22 protein-coding genes are annotated in these 25,601 nt (G+C 64.2%); 5 read left to right on the top strand and 17 right to left on the bottom strand.

Features of this window, described 5'->3' with window-relative positions; genetic code table 11:
* The first annotated feature begins 215 nt into the window (after positions 1 to 215).
* A complete protein-coding gene (locus CO669_RS13015; protein ID WP_097660202.1) occupies positions 216 to 1,280 on the top strand; it encodes a ketopantoate reductase family protein in 1,065 nt (354 codons plus the stop codon).
* Positions 1,281 to 1,309: 29 nt separating this feature from the next.
* Here CO669_RS13015 and CO669_RS13010 read toward each other — a convergent pair whose 3' ends face one another.
* Positions 1,310 to 1,894, bottom strand: a complete 585-nt coding sequence (locus tag CO669_RS13010) for a LysE family translocator (protein WP_097660201.1) — start codon at positions 1,892 to 1,894, stop codon at positions 1,310 to 1,312.
* Between the two features lie 270 nt (positions 1,895 to 2,164).
* Here CO669_RS13010 and CO669_RS13005 point away from each other — a divergent pair, with 270 nt between their 5' ends.
* A complete protein-coding gene (locus CO669_RS13005) occupies positions 2,165 to 3,001 on the top strand; it encodes a YkgJ family cysteine cluster protein (protein ID WP_097660200.1) in 837 nt (278 codons plus the stop codon).
* Positions 3,002 to 3,033: 32 nt separating this feature from the next.
* Here the strand turns inward: CO669_RS13005 and CO669_RS13000 are convergent, their stop codons facing one another.
* Complete coding sequence (locus CO669_RS13000) at positions 3,034 to 3,363, bottom strand: hypothetical protein (protein WP_097660421.1); 330 nt, start codon at positions 3,361 to 3,363, stop codon at positions 3,034 to 3,036.
* Positions 3,364 to 3,611: 248 nt separating this feature from the next.
* On the opposite strand from CO669_RS13000, the gene CO669_RS12995 reads away from it, so the two are divergent.
* Complete coding sequence (locus tag CO669_RS12995; RefSeq protein ID WP_097660199.1) at positions 3,612 to 5,123, top strand: helicase HerA domain-containing protein; 1,512 nt, start codon at positions 3,612 to 3,614, stop codon at positions 5,121 to 5,123.
* Positions 5,124 to 5,126: 3 nt separating this feature from the next.
* On the opposite strand, the gene CO669_RS12990 is transcribed toward CO669_RS12995, so the two are convergent.
* From CO669_RS12990 to CO669_RS12955, 8 genes are all read right to left on the bottom strand, one after another.
* Positions 5,127 to 5,867 carry an ABC transporter ATP-binding protein gene (locus CO669_RS12990; protein ID WP_097660198.1) on the bottom strand — a complete coding sequence of 247 codons (741 nt, stop codon included), beginning with the start codon at positions 5,865 to 5,867 and terminating at the stop codon, positions 5,127 to 5,129.
* Entirely contained in the window at positions 5,864 to 6,709 is an 846-nt protein-coding gene (locus tag CO669_RS12985) for an ABC transporter ATP-binding protein (protein WP_198963986.1), read from the bottom strand. The genes CO669_RS12990 and CO669_RS12985 overlap by 4 nt, the downstream gene beginning before the upstream one ends.
* Positions 6,709 to 8,532, bottom strand: coding sequence for an ABC transporter permease (locus tag CO669_RS12980; RefSeq protein WP_097660196.1), 1,824 nt, complete (start codon positions 8,530 to 8,532; stop codon positions 6,709 to 6,711). The genes CO669_RS12985 and CO669_RS12980 overlap by 1 nt, the downstream gene beginning before the upstream one ends.
* Positions 8,533 to 8,587: 55 nt before the next feature.
* Positions 8,588 to 9,745 carry an ABC transporter substrate-binding protein gene (locus CO669_RS12975; RefSeq protein ID WP_097660195.1) on the bottom strand — a complete coding sequence of 386 codons (1,158 nt, stop codon included), beginning with the start codon at positions 9,743 to 9,745 and terminating at the stop codon, positions 8,588 to 8,590.
* Positions 9,746 to 9,801: 56 nt separating this feature from the next.
* On the bottom strand, positions 9,802 to 10,380 hold the full coding sequence (locus tag CO669_RS12970) for an alkylhydroperoxidase domain protein (protein WP_097660194.1): 579 nt from the start codon (positions 10,378 to 10,380) through the stop codon (positions 9,802 to 9,804).
* Between the two features lie 14 nt (positions 10,381 to 10,394).
* Positions 10,395 to 10,994: a CMD domain protein gene (locus CO669_RS12965; RefSeq protein WP_097660193.1), complete on the bottom strand. Its 600-nt coding sequence runs from the start codon at positions 10,992 to 10,994 to the stop codon at positions 10,395 to 10,397.
* A gap of 28 nt (positions 10,995 to 11,022) precedes the next feature.
* Positions 11,023 to 12,057: a putative FMN-dependent luciferase-like monooxygenase gene (locus CO669_RS12960; protein WP_097660192.1), complete on the bottom strand. Its 1,035-nt coding sequence runs from the start codon at positions 12,055 to 12,057 to the stop codon at positions 11,023 to 11,025.
* A 150-nt stretch (positions 12,058 to 12,207) separates the two neighbouring features.
* Positions 12,208 to 13,002: a MetQ/NlpA family ABC transporter substrate-binding protein gene (locus tag CO669_RS12955; protein WP_097660420.1), complete on the bottom strand. Its 795-nt coding sequence runs from the start codon at positions 13,000 to 13,002 to the stop codon at positions 12,208 to 12,210.
* Between the two features lie 233 nt (positions 13,003 to 13,235).
* Here CO669_RS12955 and CO669_RS12950 point away from each other — a divergent pair, with 233 nt between their 5' ends.
* On the top strand, positions 13,236 to 13,622 hold the full coding sequence (locus tag CO669_RS12950; RefSeq protein WP_097660419.1) for a hypothetical protein: 387 nt from the start codon (positions 13,236 to 13,238) through the stop codon (positions 13,620 to 13,622).
* A gap of 336 nt (positions 13,623 to 13,958) precedes the next feature.
* Complete coding sequence (locus CO669_RS12945) at positions 13,959 to 15,749, top strand: peptide ABC transporter substrate-binding protein (protein WP_097660418.1); 1,791 nt, start codon at positions 13,959 to 13,961, stop codon at positions 15,747 to 15,749.
* Positions 15,750 to 15,809: 60 nt separating this feature from the next.
* Here CO669_RS12945 and CO669_RS12940 read toward each other — a convergent pair whose 3' ends face one another.
* From CO669_RS12940 to CO669_RS12910, 7 genes are all read right to left on the bottom strand, one after another.
* Complete coding sequence (locus CO669_RS12940; RefSeq protein ID WP_097660191.1) at positions 15,810 to 16,373, bottom strand: hypothetical protein; 564 nt, start codon at positions 16,371 to 16,373, stop codon at positions 15,810 to 15,812.
* 1,146 nt (positions 16,374 to 17,519) lie between these two features.
* Positions 17,520 to 19,577 (bottom strand): patatin-like phospholipase family protein, encoded by a 2,058-nt coding sequence (locus CO669_RS12935; RefSeq protein WP_097660190.1) that lies wholly within the window; start codon positions 19,575 to 19,577, stop codon positions 17,520 to 17,522.
* Between the two features lie 820 nt (positions 19,578 to 20,397).
* Positions 20,398 to 22,425: a S8 family serine peptidase gene (locus CO669_RS12930; protein ID WP_158228767.1), complete on the bottom strand. Its 2,028-nt coding sequence runs from the start codon at positions 22,423 to 22,425 to the stop codon at positions 20,398 to 20,400.
* A gap of 46 nt (positions 22,426 to 22,471) precedes the next feature.
* The gene (locus CO669_RS12925) at positions 22,472 to 22,702 is read right to left on the bottom strand and encodes a hypothetical protein (protein ID WP_097660188.1); all 231 of its coding nucleotides are present in this window, start codon (positions 22,700 to 22,702) and stop codon (positions 22,472 to 22,474) included.
* Positions 22,703 to 22,762: 60 nt separating this feature from the next.
* Positions 22,763 to 23,719, bottom strand: coding sequence for a hypothetical protein (locus CO669_RS12920; RefSeq protein ID WP_097660187.1), 957 nt, complete (start codon positions 23,717 to 23,719; stop codon positions 22,763 to 22,765).
* A 39-nt stretch (positions 23,720 to 23,758) separates the two neighbouring features.
* Positions 23,759 to 24,073 carry a hypothetical protein gene (locus tag CO669_RS12915; RefSeq protein WP_143278664.1) on the bottom strand — a complete coding sequence of 105 codons (315 nt, stop codon included), beginning with the start codon at positions 24,071 to 24,073 and terminating at the stop codon, positions 23,759 to 23,761.
* Positions 24,074 to 24,159: 86 nt separating this feature from the next.
* Positions 24,160 to 24,984, bottom strand: a complete 825-nt coding sequence (locus CO669_RS12910) for an AfsR/SARP family transcriptional regulator (protein ID WP_097660185.1) — start codon at positions 24,982 to 24,984, stop codon at positions 24,160 to 24,162.
* Between the last annotated feature and the right edge of the window lie 617 nt (positions 24,985 to 25,601).

The raw sequence follows: 25,601 nt of genomic DNA, 5'->3' as shown, positions 1-25,601 counted from the left end.
AGAAGGCCCCCGGAATCCAATTCTGGAAATCGAAATGCTCGCCGAAATGTTCTTGGGCGCTGCCGTCCGGACCGACCGTTTGGGGGCCGCCCGGGTCAGCCTTGTATGCATTATCCCAGTTGCCATCCCCGCTCACTTCGCTTTACATGCCGGCAACTCGCCCGCGGATGACGGCCGGGGCTCAAAAATCACACATCTTGTCAAAGGGACGGAGCATGGCGCGCAACATATTGATTCTCGGGGCTTCTTACGGCTCGCTGCTCGGCACGAAGCTGCTGATGGCCGGGCACAACGTGACCCTGGTCTGCCGCGCCAAGACCGCCGAGCTGATCAACCGCGAAGGTACAGAGGTGCGCATCAAGCTGCGCGACGAGGCTGTGCACCGGGCGATCTTCTCACGCGACCTGCCCGGCAAGCTCGACGCCGTGACGCCGCAGAATGTCGATCTCTCGCGCTACGACCTGGTCGGCCTTGCGATGCAGGAGCCGCAATATACCAACCACACCGTCCGCATGCTCATGGTCAAGATCGCCGCGGCAAAGCTGCCGTGCCTGTCGATCATGAACATGCCGCCGCTGCCTTATCTCAAGCGCATCCCTGCGCTCGCCGACATGGATCTGGAAGAGGCCTACACCAATGCCCAGGTGTGGGAGCGTTTCGAGCCCGGCCTCGTGACGCTGTGCTCGCCCGACCCGCAGGCATTCCGCCCGCCGGAAGAAGCCGCCAACGTGCTGCATGTCGGCCTGCCCACCAACTTCAAGGCGTCGGTGTTCGCCGACGAGAAGCACAACAAGGTGCTGCGCGAGCTCGAGGCCGACATCGACGCGGTGACGCTCGACGGCCACGACGTGCCGGTGAAGCTGAAAGTGTTCGACTCGCTGTTCGTGCCGCTGGCCAAATGGTCGATGCTGCTGACCGGCAACTACCGCTGCATCACGCCGAACGAGCCGCAGTCGATCCGCGACGCCGTGCATGGCGACCTGAAGCGCTCGCAGACGATCTACGATCATGTCGACACGATCGCGCGCCGCCTCGGCGCCGATCCGCAGGACCAGGTGCCGTTCGCCAAATACGCCAAGGCCGCCGAAAGCCTGCTCAAGCCGTCATCGGCCGCACGCGCGGTCGCGGGCGGCGCGCCCTTCATCGAGCGTGTCGACCTCCTGGTGAAGCTGATCTCGCATCAGCTCGGCGTGCCCAACGCCGAGATCGACCGCACGGTGGAGACCGTCGACCAGAAGCTGAACGAGAAGATCGTGCAAGGCGGATCCGGCGCGCAGTAAGCGCGCCGCTTCCGGCGAGGCGTGGCGCCTCAGGCCGTCAGGAAGGATTGCAGCCAGATCAGGCCGGTCACGGCAACCAGGGTGACCGCGCCGGCGCGTGTGACCAGGTTGGGATGGCCGAGGCGACGGGCGCCGCGGCCGAGCGTTGCGCCCAGAATGATCCACGCGGCGCCCGCCGTGAGGATCTGCAGCGCGATCACGCCGAACCAGGGCAGCAGCTCCAGTGGCCCCGCATCGAGCGGCAGCAGCAGGAAGGCGAAGACGAGCGCTTTCGGGTTCAGCAACGTGGCGAACAGCACCTGCCGGAACGTCACCGGGACGCCATCGCGCAGCTCGCGCGCGTTGACCCGCCAGAGCATGAAGGCAAGGCACAGGATGTAGACGGTGACAGCGACGCGAAGCACGAGCGCCGCAACCGGGATATCGCTGACGAGCGGGCCGAGCGCCAGCCGCAGCAGCGCAATGGCCAGCAGATAGCCGGCGAGCTCCGCAACGAGCAGAGGAAGCGATCGCGCAACGCCGATCCCCGCGCCCGAGGTCGCGAGCAAGGTGTTGGTGGGCCCGGGCACTGCCAGCAGGAAATAGGTGGCCGTAAAGAAGGTCAGGAAGCTCATCTGATTGAGCTAGCAGGCTCCCGGCCGGCTTGATTTGATTTTCGTCATTAAATCCGGCGTTTGACGCCTGGAATCGATGCATCTGGCCAGCCCCCCGGCCGTCGCGGAGTGGCAGATTTGCGAAAAATTTGCATCCATGCGAGGTCTGGCCTTACGTAGCGGAAGCTGCCGAATTGCCAGGGGCAGATACTCCAGATCCCGGTTCCCGGCAGCAGGTTCCAGGCCTGCCCGCGGCAGCCGGACGATGGGCGAAAGAACAAGTCACCGAAGATGGATCAGTTGACGTTGCAGGTCGTGCGCGCGGTGGAGGCCGGCGCGACAACCATGAAAGGCGTCATCGACGCGACCGGATTGTCCCGTCTCAAGGTCGAGCGCGCCTTGAATACGCTGGAGAAGCAGAAGCTGCTGGTCCGCGATGGCCAGGGCTTTCGAGCGACCAACGTGCCGAAAGCAGCGCCGCTGGCCCGGCAATGCGGATCCTGCAACGCCTGCTGCGACATTCTCGAAGTGGCCGCCGTCGACAAGCCGGTGAACCAACTCTGCAAGCACTGGCAGACCGGCACGGGGTGCACGATCTACGACCGCCGCCCGCAGATGTGTCGTTCCTTCGTCTGCGCCTGGCTGCAGGGGCATCTGGACGACGACTGGTTCCCGGCGAAATCGGGCATCATCGTGCATTTCAGCCAAGATGCGGTGAACGTGACGGTCGACGACCACTGCCCCGATCGCTGGCGCGAGGAGCCCTATTTCAGCAAGCTCGCCGAATGGTCACTGAATGGCATCAGGCGGATCGGCAACCGCGGCTATGCCACCCTCGTCGTCTCCGGCCCTGACCGCTTCCTGCTGCTCGGACGCACCGTCGTTCCCGAGCCGACGCTGTTCGGCACGGCCTTCGTGCCGCTCACGGCCGACACGTTCCGGTTCTGGCGGGCGACTTCGCCGGAGCATCTGCAGCGACTGCACGAGCGCATCGCCGAGATGGAGCGGATCAGGCAGGAATTCGGCTCCTGCGCGATCCCCGCAAACGAGGACGACGATCCGCAAGCCCCCTATCGGCCCGCACTGCTACAACTGTCGGGACACCCGGGAGCCGCGTCCGAAACCTGACGCCGATCGCGCGTCGCTGCGCCATTCATGCATCAATGAGCGTGTCCACCCTCGCCGGCATCACCGGCCTGGTCGCTGCCGCCGTGATCGGCACTGCCGCCATGGCCGCCCGATCCGGATTCGCCAGCAAAGAAGCCCCAACGTTCGGCATCCAAGATCATCGAGGTGTAAAGCGCCCTCACCGCACCGTATTCAGGGTCGGAGGGCTCGAGCTCATCGAGCTTCGCCCTCATCTCGGCGATATCCTTCAAACGTGCCCGCTTGTTGAAGAGCCAATAAATGCCCACGCCAAGCGTAACGAGAGCCGCAACGCCAAACACCGTGACCGTCATCGTGGCGGGGCTGGTTAGCGTGCTCAACATCGTCCGTGTTTCCTGGCGCTCTGCCAGCCGGCAGGATAGCCGAGGGGTAGCGCCCCCCCGTAAAGACATCGACAATTTTTGGATGAAACTCTGATCGAAGCATCCTGAAAGCGACTCTCCTGCATTGTTCCGAGGGAGCACCGTAAACGCCGCCGTGGGCAACGCGGCATGATTCGCGCCGTGCCGCTCGACGCGCCCCGACGGGATTGATAAGCCCCTGTCCGCGAATGACGGGGACTTGAGTCGGGATGACGGTTGCGATCGAGATGGGGCAGACCACGGCAGGCGCCGCGGCCGCCATGGACCTCGAGGAACTGCTGGCGACCCGCCTCCTGGTGCAGGGCAATTCGGGCTCCGGCAAATCGCATCTGCTGCGGCGGCTCTTGGAACAGAGCGCGCCCTGGGTGCAGCAGGCCATCATCGACCCCGAAGGCGATTTCGTCACGCTGGCCGATCGCTTCGGCCATCTCGTGATCGAGGCCGAGGATCACACCGAGCGCGGCCTTCAGGTCGCCGGCGAGCGCGCGCGGCTGCATCGCGTCTCCACCGTGCTCAATCTCGAGGGTCTCGACGCCGAGAATCAGATGCGCCGCGCGGCCGCGTTTCTCGGCGGAATGTTCGATGTCGACCGCGACCATTGGTATCCGATGCTCGTAGTCGTCGACGAGGCGCAGCTGTTCGCGCCGGCGGTGGCCGGCGAGGTCTCGGACGAAGCGCGCAAGCTGTCGCTCGGCGCCATGACCAATCTGATGTGCCGCGGCCGCAAGCGCGGCCTCGCCGGCATCATCGCGACCCAGCGCCTCGCCAAGCTCGCCAAGAACGTCGCGGCGGAAGCTTCCAACTTCCTGATGGGCCGCACCTTCCTCGACATCGACATGGCGCGCGCCGCCGATTTGCTCGGCATGGAACGGCGTCAGGCCGAAGCCTTTCGCGACCTCGAGCGCGGCCAGTTCATGGCACTGGGGCCCGCGCTGTCGCGCCGTCCGCTGCGCCTCAACATCGGCCCGACCGATACCTCGCCGCGCAACTCGACACCGCGGCTGATGCCGCTGCCGGAGGCGGCCACGGAAGACATGCGCGCCATGATCCTGGCCGCGCCGCCGCCCGACGCCAGCCGGCCGCAGCGGCGGCCTGCGCCGGATTTGCTCGAGCAGCTCCGCGCTGCGAAGGCAGCCGCGCCGGTGATCCAGCCTGAAGTGGTCGAGGTGCCGGTCAGCGCCGAGGAGCTGGCGGAGCGGCGCGAGCGCGTTAATCGCACGCTGCGGGCCGTGCTCGCCGAGCCCGACGCCGGCTTCCGCGCCATCGGCGTGCTCTATCAGGAGTTCGTGGTCCGCTGCCGAATCGAGGGGCTCGGCGCGGCCGTGCCCGATCTCAATGAATTCCGCCGCATGCTGACGCGCGCGCGCGCGGGGCTCGGCGCCGAACATGCCGAAGACGACACCTGGCAGGACGTGTCGCTGCGCGCCTCGATCTTGCCTGACGACATGCAGGGCGTGTTCATGATGATCGCGCGGGCGGCGAAGGAAGGCTGGCCCTGTCCGGGCGATGCCGCGATCGCGCGCGCCTATGGCTCGCATTCGCTGCGCCGGGCACAGCGGCTGCTCGGCTACATGGAGGAGCAGGGCCTGATCGTCGTCCAGCTCGACGGCGGCGGCCGCCGGATCGTGACGCTGGTGGAGCTGGCCTGGGCCACGGCCCCCGGCGATCCCAACGGCGACGACCTGCCGGCGGAGCAGGTCGCGAGTGCGGCCTCGGCCTGAACGTCAGGCCGCCTCGGAGCCGCCGAGATAGGCGTCGCGGATGCGCGGATCGTCCTTGAGCGCGCGCGCCGGGCCCGACAGCACGATCTTGCCGGTCTGCAGCACATAGGCTTCGTGCGCGATCTCGAGCGCGAGGCTGGCGTTCTGCTCGACCATGAACACCGAGACGCCCTCCCGGTTGATGGTGCGGATCAGCTCCAGCACGCGGTCGACATAGAGCGGCGACAGGCCCATGGTCGGCTCGTCCATCACGATCATCCTGGGACGGCTCATCAGCGCACGCGCCATCGCCACCATCTGCTGCTCGCCGCCGGAGAGCGAGCCGGCGCGCTGGGCCAGCCGCTGTCCGAGCTTTGGAAACAGGGTCAGCATCTTGTCGAGATCCTGCGCGATCGCCTCGCGGTCGTTGCGCACGAAGGCACCCATCAGGATGTTTTCGCGCACGCTCATGTCCGCGAACAGCCGCCGCGCCTCGGGCACCGAGGCAATGCCGCGGCGGACGATCTGCGGCGTGGTCAATCCGATCAGCGAGGCGCCATCGAAGCTCACCTCGCCCGAGCGCGGCTTCACGAGTCCCAAAATGATCTTCATCGTGGTCGATTTGCCGCTGGCATTGCCGCCGAGCAGGCAGACGATGTGGCCGCGCGCGACCGTGATCGACAGATCGAAATGCACCTGCGCCTGGCCGTAGAACGTATTGACGTTCGACAGCGCCAGCAGCGGTTCGGGAGCAGGGTTCGTCATGCCGCGCTGTCCTGCTCCGACGTTCCTGACAGGCCGTGGCCGAGATAGGCCTCGATCACCTTGGAATCAACTCGCACCTGTTCGCCCGGTCCTTCGGCGATCTTCCTGCCCTCATCCATGACGATGACGCGATCAGAGAGGCGCATCACCATCTCCAGCTTGTGCTCGATCAGGAGAATGGTGAGGCCCTCCGCCTTCAGCTCGGCGACCAGCGCCTGCATTTCCGCGGTCTCGGTCGGGTTCATGCCCGCGGTCGGCTCGTCGAGCAGCAGCAGGCGCGGCTTCAGCGCCAGCGCGCGCGCGATCTCGACGCGGCGACGGTTGGCATAGGAGAGGCTGTAGGCGGGCTGGTCGATCCGCGGCAGCAGCCGCTCGCCGAACCGGGCGAGGATCGCCCTCACCTCCTCCCGCAATCGCTCCTCTTCCGCCTTGACGCTGGCTGGGCGCAGCAGGGCGAGGCCGAGTTCCAGCAGCGGACCGATCACCGGCACGGCCGGCTTCACCGCACGCAGCCGGGTGTGGGCGCCGATCAGGACGTTGTCCATGACGCTGAGATTGCCGAAGACACGGCCGAGCTGGAACGTGCGCGCGATGCCGCCGGCTGCAAGCCGCTCCGGCGACAGGCCGGTGATGTCCTGACCCTCGAAGTGAATCGTGCCGGCGTCGGGCCGGTCGAGGCCGGTCACCAGATTGAACAGCGTGGTCTTGCCGGCGCCATTGGGCCCGATGATGCTGACGAGCTCACCCTTGGCGAGATCGAGATCGATGGCATCGACGGCGGTGAGCCCGCCGAAGCGGCGTGTCAGCCCGCGCAGGGACAGCATGGGAGACTGCTCCGCCATCACATCGTCCCCAACAGGCCTTGCGGCCTGAACCGCACCAGCAGCAAGAGCACGATGCCGTAGATCAGGATGCGGTACTCCGCCGCGACCCGGAACACTTCCGGCAGCCCGACCAGCGCCACCGCTCCGAGCATTGCGCCGACGACGTTGCCGAGGCCGCCGAGGATGACGACGGTCAGCGCAAGGATCGATTGCTGTGTGTTGAAGGTCTCGTGGTTGATGTAGGAATAGAGGTGCGCCGCGATACCGCCGCTGACGCCCGCGGCGAAGCCGCCGAAGATGAAGGCGAGCGACTTGTAGCGGTTCAGGCTGAGCCCATAGGCGCGCGCGGCGATGTCGTCGTCGCGAATGGCGCGGAAGCTGCGGCCGAGATGTGAGCCGAGCAGCCGTCCCTGCAGCAGCGCCAGCACCACCATCACGGCAAAGCTGAACCAGTAGATCGAGGTCGGGCTGATCAAATCGTAACCGAACAGCGACAGCGGCGGGATGCCGGAAATGCCGATCGGCCCGCGCGTCACGCTCTCCCAGTTCAGGATCACCAGCGACACGATTTCGCCGATGGCGAGGGTGGCGATCGACACGTAATGCCCGCGCAAACGGAACGACGGCGAGATCAACAGCGTGCCGAGCGCGGCGCTCATCAGGCCGCCGCCGATCACGGCAAGGCCGACCGGGACATTGAGTGTCAGCGACAACAGCGCGGAGGTGTAGGCGCCGATCGCAAGCAGCGCGGCGTGACCGAGCGAGACCTGCCCCATCGTGCCCGCAACCAGCGTCAGGCTCAGCGCAAGCATGCCAAGCAGCCAGGCATTGATCAGGGTTTGAAGCACGTAGAACGACACCGGGAACAACGGCAGGAGCGCAAAGCCGGCGGCGGCGACAGCCAGAGCCCAGTGCGGAATACGCACCGGGCGGCTCGGCGCGATGAACGTGCCGGTGAGCGGCTCGGGCGGCGCCTGCCGCGCGCTGGCGAACAGACCGTTCGGCCGCAGCACCAGCACGACGACAAGGAGCAGGAACGCGAACAGATTGCGGTAGCTGGTGCCGAACACCGCGACGCCGTAGCTCTCCACCAGCCCCAGCAAGAGGCTGCCGATCACCGCGCCCGGCACATTGCCGGCGCCGCCGACGACCTCGGCAACCACGCCCTTCAGCGTCGCCTGCAGGCTCATCGCGGTGTCGATCTGGTTGTAGTACATGCCGACCAGCATGCCGGAGACGCCGCCGAGCGCGGCGGCGATGCCGAACACCGCCTGATTGACGCGGTTGACGTCGACGCCCATCTGCATCGCGGCGTCGCGGTCCTGTGACGCTGCGCGCACCGCCCAGCCGAGCTTGCTGTAGCGCAGGAACACGAACAGCAGGAACGCGCTGGTAAGGCCGACTCCGGCGATGAGCAGGTCAAGGGGGCCGATCGTGCCGCCGCCGACCTGGAAGCGGACATCCGGCAGTTGGCTCGGCAGCGCCCGCGGATTGGGCGAGAAGGTCAGCATCACCAGCTGATCGAGCACGAAGCTGATGCCGATGGTCGCGAGCAGCGGTGCAATTCGCACAGAGTTCTGCAGCGGGCGCAGGCCGAACCGTTCGATGATCAGCCCGACGATCGCGGCGGCCACGGCCACCACGATGATGGTGAGCGGCAGCGGCGTATGCAGCTGCACCACCGCAACCCAGCCGATATAGGCGCCGACCAGGTAGATCGATCCCTGCGCGAAGTTGATCAGCCGACTGACGCCGAAGATCAGCGCGAGCCCGACCGCAACGAGGGCGTACACATTGCCGACGATCAGCCCGTTGATCGTGTAGTCGAGCCAGGAAGACAAAAATCGGTCCCCGTGTGGAGAGAAGGCGGCCGAAGCGGTTGCTCCGACCGTTGGATCAGGTCGGCTTGCCGTCCCAGAGCGCGAACTGGCCCTTGCGCACGACGAGCTCGGCGTTCATGGCGCCCTTGACGCGACGGGTGGCAACGTCGAACGTCGCCGTGCCGAAGATGACGCTGGGGACATCCTTGACCTTGGTGAAGGCGTCCCGGATCGCCTTGCGATCGGTGCCGCCGATCTTCACGACGGCGGCGGCCATATTCATCGCGTCATAGGCATAGGCGTTGAAGGCATCCGGCTCCTGGCCGTTGTATTTCTTCTTGAAGCCCGCGATGAACTTCTGCACCTCTGGCCGCGTGTCCTCGGGGAAGTAGCGCGTGCCGACGTGAACGTCCTCGACCGCCTCGCCGCCAAGCTCGATGAATTTCGGCGAGTAGACCGAGCTCGCCGCGCACATCACCTGCTTCAACCCGACCTGACGCGCCTGACGGGCGATCAGCGCGCCGTCGGAATAATAGGAGATCAGGATCAGCCCGTCCGGATTGGCGTCGCGCACGCGCACCAGCGTCGAGCGGAAGTCGCGCTCCTCCGCGATGTAGCCCTCGGTCACCACGATCTCCGCGCCGTACTCCTTCGCCGCATTGACGAAATAGTCGCGGCTGGTGCGGCCCCAATCGGTGTTGAGGTGCAGCACCGCGAGCTTCTTCAGGCCGAGGCGCTTCACCGCGTAGGCCGCCAGCAGCGGCTGCTCGTCGGCCTGGCTGACCGAGGTGCTCCACATGAAGTCGCCGCCCTTGGTGAAATCAGGGTGCGAATTGGTGAAGCCGAACTGCACGAGGCCGCCGCGCTGGTAGATCGGGGATGCCGCCATCGAGGCGGGGCTGGAGAAATCGCCGAGCTCCAGCACGATGGCGGGATTTGACACGAACTTCTGGGCGATCGCCACCGATTGGCGCGGATCGCTCTGGCTGTCCTCGAACTGGTAGGCGAGCTTGCGGCCGTTGATGCCGCCGGCCGCCATGATCTCGTCGAGCGCGAGATCGAAGCCCTGCTTCCATTGCGTGCCGTATTGCGCGTTCGGTCCCGTCAGGGGACCGCTGACGCCGAGCAGGATCGGCTCGGAGGTATCAGCCAAGGCACCGCGCGAGACGGCCGCGCCCGCCATCATGGCGGCAAGCGAGCCCTTCACCAGGGTACGACGATCGATGTTGCTCATGCACGGCTCCATCCACTTCAGTTGAAACAAGCAGCAATTCTCGTGCCGGAGATTGCCTATTTCGAGGGCTCGCCAAGTGACAGCATCAGCCGGTTCGCCCAGTTGAAGAACGAGGCGCCGTTGATGACGTCGACGATCTCGGCGTCGTCGAGGCCGGCGCGGCGCAGTTCCGCAATATTGTCGGGACCAAATGCGATCGGCGTTGCGGCCAGCGCCACCGACGCCTTGACCACGGCATTCCAGCGCTCGCCGAGATCAGCCTTGACGCCCTCGTCGAGCAGGCGCTGCACGTCGTCGCGGCGCTTGGAATAGGTGCTGGCGAAACGCGCATGCACCGAAGCGCAATAGATGCAGCCATTGTAGCGCGAGGTCGCCGCCGCCGCGAGCTCACGCTCGGCGCGGGGCAGGCCGTCGGCGACGTTGTAGAAGATGTCCTTGTCGGTCTTGGTGCGGGCCTCCAGCACCTCGGGGTCGCGCACCAGCAGGCGGAAATATTCCGACTTGGCGCGGGCGCGGTCGACCAGGCCTGCGTAATGCCGGTCCGTCAGTTCCGCTTCAGGCAGCGGATCGATCCAGGAGACCCAGCCGAGCTCGTCCTGAGTGAAGACGACGGGAGGATTGACGGTGCCGCTCATGATGCAACCTCCTCTTATGCGCTTGCCGCGGCGAGCGTGCGCAGGCCGCTGACGACGCGCACCTGGAAGGACAGGAACGCGACGAGTTGGGAGAAGGTGACGATTCCGGTGTTCGACCAGCCGGCGTCGAGCAGCGCCTTCATGTCGGCGGCCGCGGCGTCGCGTGGCCGGAACACCAGCAGATGCGCATGCTCGAGCGCGGCTGCGAGTCTCGCGCCGAGCGCCGTCTTGCTCGCCGCACTGACGCGATAGATCAGCCCGGCCGTGTTTTCGACCGACAGCGGACCGGCAGGATACGAGCCGTAGGGACCCGAAGTCCTGCCGCGCGCGATTTCGGCATCGATCGCCGCGAGCAGGCGCGCACCATCCGCGTTCGCGGCAAGCTTCTTGCGATAGAAGGCCGCAACGGGGGACTCGCCATGCAGCCCGGTGACGAAGGTCGCGACTGCGGCGCGCTCGACAAGCGAGACATCGCCGGGGTCGATCGGCTCGAACAGTGACAGATAGCTCTTCTGCGCATTCTCGCGCGCCTGCAGGCGACGGGCGCGGATCGCGTCCAGCGCCGAGCCGGGTACGATCCCGGCGAGCGTGTCGATGATATCCTGCGTACTCATCTTTCAGCCTCGCACACATTCATTCCGGTCAGCCCGCCAGCGCCACGTCGGGCGCGGTCCGGATCCAGCCCAGCGCCGGTGCCACCTTCTCCGCGACCAGATCGATCGAGCGCAGGACGTGAGGGTGCGGCGCATCGACCGAATGCACCTGGAAGACGAGATCGGTCACCCGCTCCAGCGTCGCGTCCGCCCGCAGCGAGGCGATGACGTGGTCGGCATCGCCGACATGGGTGTCGAACGCCGTGATCATCTCCGCCAGCGTCTCGCCCGGCGGAAGGTGGCCGCCCTTCATGAATTGCGGCAGTGCGCGGCGCAGCCCGATATCGGCAAGGCGCAGGGCCTCGGCGTGGTCGTCGGCGACGAAGACGCTGCGCGAGGCCATGATGCGCGGCTCGGCCCCTTTGGGCAGCGCGTCCAGATAGGCGTCGATCACCGGGTTCTGGATCTCGGCGAGCGTCGCCTTCGGCGCCTCCTTCGTGCGCGGCTGGGTGCGCGACAGCAGCAGGCCATCGCCCGCCTTGCCGGCGCGGGCACCGCCCGCGACCGAGAACGTCGCCTGCCAGATCCGCTTGTCCAGTTGCGGACGCTGCGGATAGATGGTGTCGCCGCCGTCGAGCGGCCTTCCGACCAGCGCGGTGCGGACGACCGCCAGATTGCGCGCAAAGATGTCGTTGCGCTGGGCGCTGTCGAGGCCGAAGGCGGCGAAGGCCGACGGATTGCCGCCGGTGCCGACGCCGAGCTCGAAGCGGCCGTTGCAGAGGAGATCGAGGACGGCAGCGTCCTCCGCCACCCGCACCGCATTCTCCAGCGGCAGCGTGACGATGCCGGTGCCGAGGCGGATGCGCGAGGTTTGCGCTGCGACATAGCCGAGGAAGGTGAAAGGCGACGGCAGGCCTCCCTCGCGCTCGTGGAAATGATGCTGGGCGATCCACGCGGAATCGAGGCCCGCCTTCTCGGCGCGGACGATCTGCTCGGCCGCGAAGCGATAGCGCTCGGCGGGCGGGGCCTCGTCCAGCAGCCGCGTGAAAAATCCCAGGCGTTTCAGGTTTGCAAAGCGTTTCATACGACCCCTGTCGGGCAAGGATGGCCAGGCGCTCGATGATGTCGGGTCGTGCGGCTCCAGACAAGCGGGCATTGCGCAGGGCTCATCCGCGACTTTCATGCGCAAGCCCGCCCGCCGCGATCATCCCTGCGCTGGAGCTGGGCAGATTGCCTACCAGCTCGGCAGCACCGCGCCCTTGAACTTGGTCAGGACGAACTCCTTGACCTCCGGCGTGTGGTAGCTGTCGACGAGGATCTTGACCCAGGGTTTGTCCTTGTCGGCGGTGCGCACGGCGATCAGATTGACATAGGGACCCTTGGGGTCCTCGCGCAGGATCGGATCCTTGACCGGATCGAGGCCCGCCTGAGTTGCATAATTGGTGTTGATCGCGGCGGCGTCGACGTCATCGAGCGCGCGCGGCGCCTGCGCCGCGTCGACCTCGATGAATTTCAGCTTCTTCGGGTTCTCGGTGATGTCGAGCACCGTCGGCTTGAAGCCGGTGCCGTCCTTCAGCTTGATCACGCCCTTGTCGCGCAGCAGCAGCAGGACGCGGCCGCCGTTGGTCGGATCGTTCGGGATCGAGACCTTGCCGCCTTCGGGAATGTCGGCAAAGGCCTTGTGCTTCTTCGAGTAGACGCCGATCGGGAAATTCACGGTCAGCGCGACCGCCTCGATCTTGTAGCCGCGGTCGGCCTTCTGGTTGTCGAGGTAAGGCTGGTTCTGGAACGAATTGGCCTGGATCTCGCCGGCGTCGAGCGCGGCGTTCGGCACGACGTAGTCGGAGAATTCGAGCAGCTGGATGTCGAGGCCATTCTTCGCCGCGATCGGCTTCACGGCTTCCAGGATCTGTGCATGCGGTCCCGGCGTCACCCCGATCTTGATGGTCTCGGCGGAGCTTGCTGCCGACCACGCGGCGAGCACGGTGGCGAGGATCAGGGGGAAGCGAAACGACATCTTGGTCTCCATGGCACGGCACGAATGATTGGAACCGTATTCGCTGCTCCGCAAGGGGAAATCAATGAAATGGAAATCCAAATTGAGCGCCCGGCGCGGGTGCGCCTTCTCCATTCCGCGGCAAACGCGAAACGAATTCGCAGTGGCCGGGTCGCCCTTCGCCAAGCGTGAGCCGCATCACGGCAGCGCAGCACGCGGCGCGCGAGATTGGCGGCACCACACCGGAACTCAGGGAGGACCCGACCATGACCGCACTCGCCGCACCAAAGCTCACCGGCCGAAAATGGCTCGAATGCTTTGCGCTCTATTTCGTGCTTCAGGGCGTGCCGATCTCTTCCGGGGTCGCGCTGGCGATCAAGCTGATCGACGCGGCCGAATTCGTCGGCGAGCCGTTCGGCGCCGTCATCTTCGTGGCGATGATGTCGACGTTCCACGCCCTGCTGACCTCCGGGTTCGGTGCCAGATTCCCGCACTTCTTCCGGCATAGCTTTCAGCCGCTGTTCGCCGATACGGCGCTGTCCTTCTCCGAGCGGGTCACGCGCTGGCTGGCACAGCCGAACACGGCGCTGCAGCTTCTGAGTCAGGCCCTGCTGCTGTCGGCGCTCGCGATCGGCGTGCTCGGCATCAGGTAGATGCCGGCTCGTCACGGGTTCACGCGCCGACGGCCCATGTGTGGCGATGTCGTGGCGGCTGCAATGAATCTCCGGCCGCGGCAACATCACGAAACTTGATGCGCCGGGAGTGAACGGGTTAGCGTTCCCCCGCGGCCTTAGAACTTCCCCAAGTTCAGCCAAGCTCGCACCGGATCGCCACCTGGGTCTCTCAGGCGGCGATCCGGGTCCGGGTGTGCCAAGGCCCTCCCCATCGTCATTTCGTCGCATGGCCCGACGGCCACGCCGGCATTGCCGCCTCGTGCATGATGCAACATGATGCCGGCGACTGATGTCTTCGAGGTGGAGGGTGATCCGATGAACGAGCACGAGATCCGGGGCCTGGTCGGACAGGTGAAGCAAGGCACGCTGTCGCGGCGCTCGTTCATCCAAAGGGTGGCCGCGGTCGGGATCGCGGCCCCGATCGCAAGCCAGATCCTGGTCTGGCACGACGTGGCGATGGCGGACGCCACGCTGCCCTACAAGCCGACCAAGGCCGGCGGCGGCGGCACGCTCAAGATGCTGCTGTGGCAGGCGCCCACTTTGCTCAATCCGCATTTCGCGCTCGGCACCAAGGACCAGATCGCCTCGCGCGTCTTCTTCGAGCCGCTCGCCGGGTGGGATAAGGACGGCAATCTCGTCCCCTGCCTTGCCGCCGAGGTCCCCACCAAGGCCAATGGCGGCCTCTCGGCCGACGGCATGAGCGTGATCTGGAAGCTGAAGCGGGGCGTGACATGGCATGACGGCAAGCCCTTCACCGCGGACGACGTCGTCTTCACCTGGCAGTACGCCGCAGATCTCGCCACCGCGGCCTTCACCACGGGCTCCTACAAGGACATCAAGGTCGAGAAGATCGACGACTTCGCCGTCAAGGTGATCTTCAAGGCCCCGACACCGTTCTGGGCCGACCCGTTCGTCGGCGGCCAGGTCGGCCAGATCCTGCCAAAACATCATTTCGGCGACTATGTCGGCGCCAAGTCGCGCGAAGCGCCGGCCAACCTGAAGCCGGTCGGCACCGGCCCGTACAAATTCGTCGAGTTCAAGCCCGGCGATCTGATCCGCGCCGAACGCAATCCCGACTATCACGTCAAGAACCAGCCGCATTTCGACACGCTCGAGATCAAGGGCGGCGGCGATGCGGTGTCTGCGGCCCGCGCCGTGCTGCAGACCGGCGAATACGACTTCGCCTGGAACATGCAGGTGGAGGAGGAGGTCCTCAAGCGCATGGAGGCGAGCGGCAAGGGCAAGCTCGACATCACGCCCTCAGGCAATGTCGAGTTCGTCATCCTCAACACCACCGACCCCTGGACCGAGGTTGACGGCGAACGCTCCAGCCTCAAGACCAAGCACCCGACGCTGTCCGACCCCGCCGTTCGCCGCGCGATCAACCTTTTGATCGACCGCGATTCGATCCAGAAATTCATCTACGGCCGCGGCGGCATCGCCACCGCGAGCTTCGTCAACGCGCCCAAGCAGTTCAAGTCGCCCAAGCTCAAATACGAGTTCAGTATCGACAAGGCCAACAAGATCCTCGACGAAGCCGGCTGGAAGAAGGGCGCGGACGGCGTCCGCGAGAAGGACGGCAAGAAGCTCAAATACGTATTCCAGACCTCGATCAACGCCCCGCGCCAGAAGACCCAGGCCATCATCAAGCAGGCCTGCGAGAAGGCCGGCATCGACATCGAGATCAAGGCGGTCACCGCCTCGGTGTTCTTCTCCTCCGACGTCGGCAACCCCGACACCTACTCCAAATTCTATGCCGACATGGAGATGTACAACACCACGCAGCCGCAGCCCGATCCGGAGCGCTTCCTGAACCAGTGCGTCTCCTGGGAGATCGCGACCAAGGACAACAAATGGCTCGGCCGCAACAATTCGCGCTATTCCGATCCCGAGGCCGACAAGGCCTACAAGGCCGCGCAGAGCGAGCTCGATCCCGTCAAGCGCGCCGCGCTGCTGATGAAGGTGGACGAGATCTTCTGCGAGGCCAACGTGTTCCTGCCGCTGCTCTCGCGCCCCATCGTCAACGCCGGCGCCAATAATCTGATGATCGACATCTCCGGTTGGGACACCATCACGTGGAATCTGGCGGCGTGGTATCGCGTCTGAGAGAGGCCCGGGGAGCGCGGCGAATGCCGGCATGACATCGTCACGCTCCGCGCAGGCGCATCAGCTGCGGGCGTCGAGCCCGCGGCTCCGGCCGGACGCGGCGGCCTGCTGCGCGGCGTAGGCGGACGCCGCACTCGATGCCGGCGAATAATGCCCGAGCGATTCGGCGAGCTCTTCGGCGGCGTCGGTGAGCTGCTTCATGATTGCGGCACTGTCGGTGGACGTCTTGCCTGCGGAATGCAGGATCTCGAACGAGATTCCGTTCGGAAGATCGACATGGATCTTGTCGATCCCGACCGCACCCGGCGTTTCGTCATGGCCGGCCTGATCGGCGCTCGCTGCCGGCTGCCCGAGCGTCTTCTCGTCCGCGAGCCTCCGCACGAAATCCTCGATGGACTTGAGCGCCTCGCTGTCGAAGCCTCCGCCGCCGAAATGCACGATGCCGACCGACATGCCGTTCGGCAGATCGACCTTGATCTCGTCGTAAGGCGTGCCGTCCTGCAGCATGGACGAGAAGGCCGAGACGTCGTTCTGCGCGCCATCGGCGGATTTCGATGGGCCGGCTGAGAATGGCGATCCCGCCGCGCCGCCGCCACCGATGCTGCTCATGCTGCCGACACTCATACCCGAACTCCACTGTTCATTTGCGAACGCAGCTCTCGCGTGCAACGCGCATGCCAGCTCGCGGATACATGTTCATCAAGGACTTATCGCGAATTGCGGATAGCAGCTCCGTCGCAGCGGCAAATCCGTCCCGGCAGATTCTGCCGATCTGCGATGGACGAGACCGTGCCACGCAGATCGCAAGTGTCGTAGTGTCGTAGGGTGGGCAAAGGCGCGCTTGCGCCATGCCCACGATCTCCCTCCGTCAGCAACAAAGACGTGGGCACGCTTGCGCTTTGCCCACCCTACGAGATCGAGCTTGTGGCACGCAGCTCGGCCCGCAGACATGGCTTCGCAGCCTCGCGGCGCGTTTCGCCCGAGGTTGCTTGCTCTCTCACCCTCTAAATCCAAGAGGGTGCAGGGAAGGCCGGGTGCTGACAGCGCACCCGCGGTCCGCTGCGCGAATGATGCGCAAAGGAGACCGCACAGCAGCATACAGGTGGTGCCGATCACTCGGCCTTCCCTGCGCAGTGGCTGGACGGCTTATGCCGTGATCTCCCGGGAGCCGACCATTCCTTCTGGCCTCCCTCGCCGTTCGAATTGGATGATGCCGTCTGCCCGGTTGGGCTCGCGCACATCTTCGATCCGGCTTGACCGTAGCAACGACGGCCAGGACCACACGGTTTTGCCGTACGCACGGCCCGCTCCTCGCCGCAGTATTCCCGGCCCTGTCGACGAAGCCGGAAACTTACGAGCGAGACGAAGCCTAGCAGCGCCGTCGTCCGCACGCGGTTACGGGCTCACAGGGACTACCCGCCCTGCCCGCACCTCTCATGCCGACGCTGCCGCGTCCACCGCAAGCCCGGCTCGCGAACAAGACGACCACAAGTCGCCCCTCTTGGTGAGCCGGGATGACCGATGGATACGACAAAACCGAATTTCGGTAAAGTGGAATATTTTTGCGAGGAGGGGTTGACGGAGGCCGACACAGGGGCGGAAGTCCACCCGGCGCAGCCCTCGCTGAGGGGCTTACATTGACTGCAAGGTCATTCGGCAAGCCATCTCAAATCATGACACTACGCAGCTTCAGAGACGAGTTCGAACATCGACGCGCTTCAACCCACCCATCGCGCAGTCAACCTGCAGGCCCCCGACGGTTTCTCATCGCTATTTTTCAAGCCAAATCTTGGCCTTGTCTCCCAGCACTCGCACAATATTGTCGTACGGATCGCTACGATTCTTCCGCCCCCCTAGGAAAATCTGTCGCCAAAATTTCGGATCCGCATTTACACCTTCGGTGAAAACCGATTCGGCCGTGCGATTCTCCGACTGAGATGGCTGCGCGAGCAAAATAGCGCTTTCCAATATACGCGCCTGACCTTTCGCCCCCTCTTCGCTGTAGGAAGTTGAAACCTGCACGATGAGTCTCTTAGCCTCGACGTAATCCTTCTCGTAAAAACTGGCCTTGGCGAGCTTATAGAGAATTCGCTGACTGGAAAGCTGAGCACTCGTCTCCGATTGGAGATTCCTGTAGAATTGAATCGCTTCCCTGCGCGCCCGACTTTCTTCCGTTCCTGCCGCAAGACCCGCGGATTCCATCAGCGACTCTGCTAAATTGGCAGCAAAATATGGACTTGGAAGCAGATCATATGCACTTCGGAATAGGGGAACCGCATCCTTGTACTTCCCCTGCAGGAACGCCACGCTTCCCAGCGTATTGAACGGATCTGGATCGTTCCGACTACATTCCTGTACACTGGCAGCTGTTTTGGAGGCCTCTTCGTAATCTCCGAGCTGCACTTTGGTCCACGCTTCATCCTTAAGGGCAGCGGCTGACACACCATGACAAGCGTAGTCGAGCTTTGCTCGCATTACCTTGTCTTCTTTTAGTCGCCGATCCTGGTCCGCAATAATGAAACGCAAATGACCAATAGTGATTGGAACAAGACAAAAAGCAAATAAGATTGCACCAACGAGAATTCCGAGACCAATGCTTGGCATCGGATCCGACCAATCGAAAAATCCGAGCTTTCGCTTCGCAGATTTCCGAAGCTCGCTCACCAAATTCTGCAATCGACTTCCATCCTGTTCGCCCAGAATCGTCTGGGCACAGATATTCGGAAGAGAGTCTTTGCCATTCTGCAGAAAGCCCCTGAGTGACAGCTCGTGGCTGCAGACGCCATAACCATGAGCTATCAGCGAGTCGATTTCCCTGGGCGAAAAGATATCTAGGTCGGTCCTGACGAATGGTAGCTGCTCTTGAGCGGCGGAGGATAGATATTCGAAGCGCCCACCCGTAATCGATGTGATTGAACAAACGACAGGATTATTTACCCGCGCTAGTGCAAGAGTGGACTTAGCCATCTCCGACATCATGATGTCGGTTGATCGGACGGCGCGCTGAAATATCCAACGGAAGCGCTGTTTCAATCTCCAATCGAATTTTGCGCCGGCATCGCTAACGACTATCATATTGGAATCATTGTCGGCCAGTGACTTTACCAAACCGAGATTGTCAAACACTCCTCCGTCCGAAAGGAGCTCTTTTGGGGGATGAAAGGTTGCTTCGTCCGGATACGAAAAGCTCTCCTTGGTCACCAGAACGGGAGGGAAAAGAGGAGGAAAGGCCGAGGAGATGGCGACGGCCTTCTTGAGAGTGATGAGGTCCCTTCCCGGAAGGCTTGGAGTCGCTGTCGATGGGAAGCCGCGATGAAAGCCTCGCCTTGAGAGCGAACACAGCTGGCCGGTCGTGAAGCTTGTTGCAAGCGTTTCGAGATCTGGGGCAGCCGGCGTCTTCAAGTAGACATCTCGGAACCTCGTGTCTCCAAACAGCCGGTTATATTCTCGCTCCAGAAACGCGGCACGACCGCCCATGACTTTTCTCGGCAGCAGAAAGACCCAGGCTAAGATCCAGCGCCTTATCAACCGCCCTCGCACTCCAGCCCCCCCAAATTCTTTGAGGGCGCGAATGGTTCGTTGAAACTCCTCATCTGAGCCATGGAGCTCGTTCCAGCGGCTCAAAATGAACGCCGCTGTTATGCTTCCGCCTGACACCGAGTAGATTTTTCGCAGAAGAGACAAACCTGACTGTCCATTCAGCGACCAATCTCTGAGCGCCGCCACGACACCAAGATGGAAGAAAGTTGCTCGTAGACCTCCACCCGACAAGGACAAGGCGATACCGGCAATATCGCCGGATGCTTCTGATTTATCGACGTTTTCCAAGCCCGCACCCCTTACTTGGCGGCGCTCTTGACACCGCTTACCCTAATAGCCATCTCGACTAATGGGAGGATCAATCGATGAAAATTCGGATTATCGTCTTCGTTGCCTTGGCTGGTATGCTTTGTGCTGCAGTGATGACGAGCAGCTACCAGAATAGCGCGGTAGCGAGCACATGTTGCGACCGTCCGCCTACTTAGAGATTATGGAAATGATGCATGGAGCGTCACCAGCGCAGCGTTGACGCTCCGCACAATAACCAAGTTGATCAGTAACAACCCCGACTGCTTAAAACGTCCGCCTCTAAGTAAATTGAACTTGAGCTGCGTTGCAACCGTCATGTTCTGATGCAGCACTTTCCTCTTTTCCTTCATCCTGCCACTGTGTGCTTCAAGTCACAGCAGGATCGCGCGCCTGCCCCTACAGTCGCCCTGCACGGCCGCGAACAAGGTAGCGGCGGTACGCGTGAGGCTGCAGCGACGGTCGACAGCTCCGGACTTTTGAGGCCGCCTGGGTGAAGAGCCCGGCGGCTTTGTTCTTTGTTGCTTAGTAGACCGTAGGGTAGCGGTGGCATTGTTGCCGCAGCTGTTGCCCTGAGTGATGTGGATGGTGCCGCTGGCATTGGTGCCGGCGGGGCCCACAAGGGCTCACCTCATCCTCATCCAGCGGCCTTGGCCCTTCCAAACGCCCCGTCATCCTTCCGGTGTGTGCTCGGATCTCAGCGAAAGCACGCTCTCGCGGAGTTTGCTACGACGCGGCAAAACGCTCAGGGCACAGCGGCTCCTGCCGCTGTGCCCCTTTTCGCAAACCGCCTTGCCGCGCGTTACAGCAATCCGACCTTGTGCATGATCTCCCGGATCTGGGCGGGATCGGGATCCATCATCGTGGGGACGAATGTAGCGCTCGCCGTCTGTGCGGGACCGCGGGCGACGTAGCTCGAGCCGCTTTGCATGGGATCGACGGACTGCAGCGCCATCGCGCCTGCCGTCTGGGCCGGACCGCGCGCCACGTTGCTTGCGCCGGCCTGCACGGGAGCTGCGGACTGCGGCGCCGGAGCGCCCGCCGGCACCATGCTGGGTGCTTCGGCCGGCGGCAATCCGAGCAGGCGGCGCAACGTCGCCAGCGACGGATCGGTCGCGGACGCCGCGGCGGCAACCGGCGCGACGCCGGTTTCGAGGCCGAGCGCCCGCATCGCGTTCGGCAGTCCCGCGCCGGTACGGTTGGGGTCGCCGAATTGCAGCGGCGTCGCGGTTTCCTTCAGGATCTGGAACAGCCGCTCGACACGGCGTGCATCGCGATTCTGGAAGTTGCCTTTGGTGAAGTCCGGATGGTGCGCCAGCACGAGCGCGGCCAGGCCCGTGACATGCGGCGTCGCCATCGAGGTCCCGTCCCATGCGCCGAAACCGTCGGCGGGCAGCGACGAGACGATCCCGACACCGGGCGCGCAAACGTCGACTTCCGGTCCGAAGCAGGAGAACTTGGCCGGGAAGTATCCGTCGCGGCTCTGGAAGCCGTCGAGGGCTTGCTGCGAATGATAGCTGTCGTCGGGGAATTCGCCCCACTTGCCGAGCGCGGCGACCGCCAGGCAATGCGGCGTCGAGGCGGGAAACTGCACCGGCCCCGACGAATTGCCGGCGGCGATGATGCAGGCCATGCCCATCTGCTTGGCGCGGATGATGCGATCCTCGATGATCTGCGATGGGTCGCCGCCGCCGAGACTCATGTTGGCGACGTCGATGCCGTGCTCCATGCAGTAATCGAGCGCGGAGACGAGATCGCTGAACCGGCCGCCCGGGAAGATGCGGCAGATATGGATTTCCGCCGCGGGCGCGAAGCCGCGGATTCCGCCGCCGGCGCCGACCGGACCGCCGGCGATGATCCCGGCGCAATGCGAGCCATGGCCGATCGTGTCGACGGTCCACGCCGCCTTGTCGTTGCCGACGATGCTGGTGCCTTCCGTGATGCCGTGCAGATTGCGATGGGTCGGCGCCAGGCCGGAATCGATGATCGCAATCTTGATGCCGGCACCGTCAAAGGACGGCGGCAGACGATCGAGCCCCATCGCGCGCTCACCCCACCCCATCAATTGCTGGCCGGGGAAGTTGCGCAAGACGGCGCCGAGCGCCCTCACGGCGATCCGGTTGACGCTGTTGGGAACGAGCTGCGGACGATCGAGCCAGAAGGTCCAGTAGTCGATCTTCGGTTTGACGAGGATCGAGCGGATGGTCTCCGGCGTTTCGCCCTGCAGGGTCACGGTGGCACGGCCGCTGGCGTCGGTGATGCCCTGTGCCGGCCACATGCTGCCGAACACATAGACTTCGGCTTCGGGCAGCGGGCCGTCCTGGCCCAAGACTTCGATCGTCGCAGTGAAGCCGTCGGCCAGCGGCGTGAGCACGCCCGGATTGGGAAGCTGCGGCGTGGAGGGGTCGAGCATGTAGGCCAGCCGGTCGTCGCGCTCCACCGCGCAACGTCCCTGGGCCTGGGTCTTCAGCAACTTGGCCTTGTCGGGATCCATCTTGGCGAGGACCAGCGGACTGAGCGGCACCTGTCCGAGCTCCGCGCTCTGAAATCCGAACAGGCGCGGCGGGGAGATCGTCTTCACCACTTCGATGTCGGGACTGTTGGTGAGCTGCTGGGTGAGAAAGTCGACGCTGAAGGTCGCAAGCCCGGGCTGCTGCTGCGGCGCGATCATGAATTGCGATCGGCGCGATACGATCGTCGCGGGCCCCTGCCCCGATGCCGGTGACTGGCCGGCTCCTTGTCCCGGATCCACGCCGTTGCCGGTTGCCGCCGCTTCGGTCGCATCGTGCTCGCGTTGCCCGGACGTTCCCGGTTTGCCTCTCGTGGCCATTGCAGCCTCCTTGATGTTTTTCATGTCCAATGTTTGCCCACCGAAATCAGTCGGCATCGAACGGCTTCAGCGCTGAGTTCGGTTCGACCACGAGCGTGGCAAACGTCGACTTCAGGCGATCGGCCTGTGTCTTCGTCATCGAAAGGATGACGACGTCGGGAGCGACCTGGGCTATTCGCGTCACGCCGGTTTCAAGCCGCAGGTGTTCGTTGAGCTGACCGGATCGGACCGGGTCTCCCTGCACGATGAATTGCTGCGACGTGTTTGAATCCGCCATCTGGCTTCCATCCATTCTGAGCGCAGAGGCGGGCTTGCGCCCGCCTTCTGCGTGTGGGGTCTAGTGCATCGTGCCACCGGGCTGACCGGCGTTGAAGACGCCGAGCTGGCGGCCGATGTCGAGGCCGGTCTGGGCGCCCTGGCCGATCTTCTTCAGCACGCTCCAGAAGCTCTGCAGCTCCATGTCGGTCGGCTGTGCGCTTGCCGCCGGCTGCAGGCCGGGCTGGCCGGCGCTGAACACGCCGAGCTGGTGGCCGATGTTCACACCGGTCTGCACACCCTGCCCGATCTTCTTCAGCACGCTCCAGAAGCTCTGCAGCTCCATGTCGGTCGGCTGTGCGCTTGCCGCCGGCTGCAGGCCGGGCTGGCCGGCGCTGAACACGCCGAGCTGATGGCCGATATCCAGGCCGGTCTGGGCACCCCGACCGATCTTCTTCAGCACGCTCCAGAAGCTCTGCAGCTCCATGTCGGTCGGCTGTGCGGCCGCGGCGGGCTCCAGGCCGGGCTGGGCACTGAACACGCCGAGCTGGTGACCGATGTTCACGCCGGTCTGCACGCCCTGGCCGATCTTCTTCAGAACGCTCCAGAAGCTCTGCAGCTCCATCTCGGACGGCGGCGCAGCCGCAGCAGGCTCGAGGCCGGGCTGGGCACTGAACACGCCGAGCTGGTGACCGATGTTCACACCGGTCTGCACGCCCTGGCCGATCTTCTTCAGCACGCTCCAGAAGCTCTGCAGCTCCATGTCGGTCGGCGGCGCGCTTGCTGCCGGCTGCAGGCCGGGCTGGGCACTGAACACGCCGAGCTGGTGACCGATGTTCACGCCGGTCTGCACGCCCTGGCCGATCTTCTTCAGCACGCTCCAGAAGCTCTGCAGCTCCATGTCGGTCGGCGGCGCGCTTGCTGCCGGCTGCAGGCCGGGCTGGGCACTGAACACGCCGAGCTGGTGACCGATGTTCACGCCGGTCTGCACGCCCTGGCCGATCTTCTTCAGCACGCTCCAGAAGCTCTGCAGCTCCATGTCGGTCGGCGGCGCGCTGGCTGCCGGCTGCAGACCGGGCTAGGCACTGAACACGCCGAGCTGGTGACGGATGTTCACGCCGGTCTGCACGCCCTGGCCGATCTTCTTCAGAACGCTCCAGAAGCTCTGCAGCTCCATCTCGGAGACCTGCGCCGGACCTTGCGTGTCCGGACCGGCCGAAAACGGCAGGAAACCTCCGCCGATGTTTCCGACGATACCGCCGATGTTCTTTCCCTTCTTGCCGCCGAGCAGATTACCGATAACGCGTCCGGCCGCACCGCCGAGGATGGAGCCGAAAATCCCCTGCGGGTCCAGTTGGCCGTAATCCTCGTACTGCTGCTGTGTTCCAGTCATGATCAACGTCTCCTGATGAAGTGCCTGACCTGCGAGCGACACGCGCTTCCCGAAGGGAGACGGCATCACTGTGCGGGCAGCTAGAGCTACGACAGGGATCGTGATGCAGGCGTCACGTCGAGCGTGAAAGTTGCGTCAAAGTTCTTGGCGAGCGGCAATTTGAGCGAGGCAGATTGCGGGGGCGTGCAGAACATGCGGCGAATGTCGCGCTGCAATTGTTCGGTCTCCTGCTCCGGCACCGCGCGAACGTCCCGCCACAGCACGGCGCGGCAAAGATCATACTGACGCAAGGCGTCGGCACGGCGACCACGCTGTGCATAACAGCGCATCAAGATGCGATGGACTCCCTCCTGAAGCGGGTCGATGGCGAGAATACGCAGCGCGAGCGCGATCGCGATATCCATGTGCTCGCGCCCGTCGGCGTCCAGCAGGCCCGCGAGCGCCTGCATCGCCTGTGTTCTCAACCGCTGGCGCTCGGCGGACAGCCAGGCCTCGAATTGGCAGGACGTCGAGCCGATGCCCTCGAGAAGGTCGCCTCGATAGAGCACCGCCGCACGGGCCAGCCGTTCGGGATGGCCCTCCCTCAGCAGGCGCTCGAATTCCCAGACATCGGTGCTGATCGTGGTCGGGCAGATACGGATGTCGTCGCGATCGGCCGAGATCAAATCGGGATATTGCGGCAGCGCACGCCGCAACGTGAGCAGCGCTTGTCGCAGGCTGGCGCGCGCGCGATCGCTGAAGTGACCGTCCCACAACAGGGTGGCGAGCTTGCCGCGTGAAATGGCCCGTGGGGAACTGAGCGCGACATAGCCCAGAAGAGTTGCAGCCTTGCGGCTGGGAATCGATATCGACTCACCGGAAGCAGAAATAACCTCGACACCGCCGAAGAGATTGATGTGGAGCAGCGACATTGTCCTTATCCTCGGTCATTGTCTTCCGTCCCTCATTTCATCACGGGCGAACACTCTTCTTCTGATCAAGACCACCAACGATGTGGACAGCGCCCATCGCCCACACGTCTTCGACCAAGTCGAAATGCTCGCGGCCACCATACAACCTGAACTGGACAAAGCAACGTAAGTCGCCTGGCATCGCGTCAGCAAATTGTGAGACCGCTAGTTTTCAAAGTGTGAGGTAGCCCATAGGCAGAATGCGAATGGCGGTCGCGGCGATCGCTCGCATTTGATGCATTCGTCGTCGACGACGACGGAACAGCGCGCGAGCTTGCATGTTATCTCGCGCTGAACGCTACGCAAATCTCGTTACATCGCTGAGGTGGTTGCGCGAACTGCTCGACGCACGCGAGTCAAGTGCACTTGCCTTGCCGGGGCTCGAACGGCGAAAACGGAACCGCGCACAGAGAACGTGCGTCAGAAAGCCGCTGCGCGTGCGTCAGTCACCGTCACCGATTCTTCTGGATGAAAACCTGGACGACGGCGGAGAGAGACGAGTTCCACCTTCCAGCGCACAGTCGCGAACCGTCTCGCCGCAAGCAGCGCCGGTCTCGCGCGGCACCTGACCTCGCCAT

Source organism: Bradyrhizobium sp. Y36 (assembly GCF_002531575.1).
Taxonomy (GTDB): Bacteria; Pseudomonadota; Alphaproteobacteria; order Rhizobiales; family Xanthobacteraceae; genus Bradyrhizobium.
The sequence above is the reverse complement of the archived record's forward strand: the minus strand, read 5'-3'. Positions and strand labels throughout refer to the sequence as shown.

What these genes read in the sequence shown, in the direction of transcription:
- CO669_RS12925 (WP_097660188.1), bottom strand. Translation starts at nt 22,702, where the DNA reads ATGGCGGATTCAAACACGTCGCAGCAATTCATCGTGCAGGGAGACCCG.
- CO669_RS12985 (WP_198963986.1), bottom strand. Translation starts at nt 6,709, where the DNA reads ATGGCGGAGCAGTCTCCCATGCTGTCCCTGCGCGGGCTGACACGCCGC.
- CO669_RS12970 (WP_097660194.1), bottom strand. Translation starts at nt 10,380, where the DNA reads ATGAGCGGCACCGTCAATCCTCCCGTCGTCTTCACTCAGGACGAGCTC.
- CO669_RS12930 (WP_158228767.1), bottom strand. Translation starts at nt 22,425, where the DNA reads ATGGCCACGAGAGGCAAACCGGGAACGTCCGGGCAACGCGAGCACGAT.
- CO669_RS12975 (WP_097660195.1), bottom strand. Translation starts at nt 9,745, where the DNA reads ATGAGCAACATCGATCGTCGTACCCTGGTGAAGGGCTCGCTTGCCGCC.
- CO669_RS13005 (WP_097660200.1), top strand. Translation starts at nt 2,165, where the DNA reads ATGGATCAGTTGACGTTGCAGGTCGTGCGCGCGGTGGAGGCCGGCGCG.
- CO669_RS13015 (WP_097660202.1), top strand. Translation starts at nt 216, where the DNA reads ATGGCGCGCAACATATTGATTCTCGGGGCTTCTTACGGCTCGCTGCTC.
- CO669_RS13000 (WP_097660421.1), bottom strand. Translation starts at nt 3,363, where the DNA reads ATGTTGAGCACGCTAACCAGCCCCGCCACGATGACGGTCACGGTGTTT.
- CO669_RS12945 (WP_097660418.1), top strand. Translation starts at nt 13,959, where the DNA reads ATGAACGAGCACGAGATCCGGGGCCTGGTCGGACAGGTGAAGCAAGGC.
- CO669_RS12955 (WP_097660420.1), bottom strand. Translation starts at nt 13,002, where the DNA reads ATGGAGACCAAGATGTCGTTTCGCTTCCCCCTGATCCTCGCCACCGTG.
- CO669_RS13010 (WP_097660201.1), bottom strand. Translation starts at nt 1,894, where the DNA reads ATGAGCTTCCTGACCTTCTTTACGGCCACCTATTTCCTGCTGGCAGTG.
- CO669_RS12995 (WP_097660199.1), top strand. Translation starts at nt 3,612, where the DNA reads ATGACGGTTGCGATCGAGATGGGGCAGACCACGGCAGGCGCCGCGGCC.
- CO669_RS12960 (WP_097660192.1), bottom strand. Translation starts at nt 12,057, where the DNA reads ATGAAACGCTTTGCAAACCTGAAACGCCTGGGATTTTTCACGCGGCTG.
- CO669_RS12965 (WP_097660193.1), bottom strand. Translation starts at nt 10,994, where the DNA reads ATGAGTACGCAGGATATCATCGACACGCTCGCCGGGATCGTACCCGGC.
- CO669_RS12940 (WP_097660191.1), bottom strand. Translation starts at nt 16,373, where the DNA reads ATGAGTGTCGGCAGCATGAGCAGCATCGGTGGCGGCGGCGCGGCGGGA.
- CO669_RS12915 (WP_143278664.1), bottom strand. Translation starts at nt 24,073, where the DNA reads ATGACTGGAACACAGCAGCAGTACGAGGATTACGGCCAACTGGACCCG.
- CO669_RS12990 (WP_097660198.1), bottom strand. Translation starts at nt 5,867, where the DNA reads ATGACGAACCCTGCTCCCGAACCGCTGCTGGCGCTGTCGAACGTCAAT.
- CO669_RS12910 (WP_097660185.1), bottom strand. Translation starts at nt 24,984, where the DNA reads ATGTCGCTGCTCCACATCAATCTCTTCGGCGGTGTCGAGGTTATTTCT.
- CO669_RS12950 (WP_097660419.1), top strand. Translation starts at nt 13,236, where the DNA reads ATGACCGCACTCGCCGCACCAAAGCTCACCGGCCGAAAATGGCTCGAA.
- CO669_RS12920 (WP_097660187.1), bottom strand. Translation starts at nt 23,719, where the DNA reads ATGGAGCTGCAGAGCTTCTGGAGCGTGCTGAAGAAGATCGGCCAGGGC.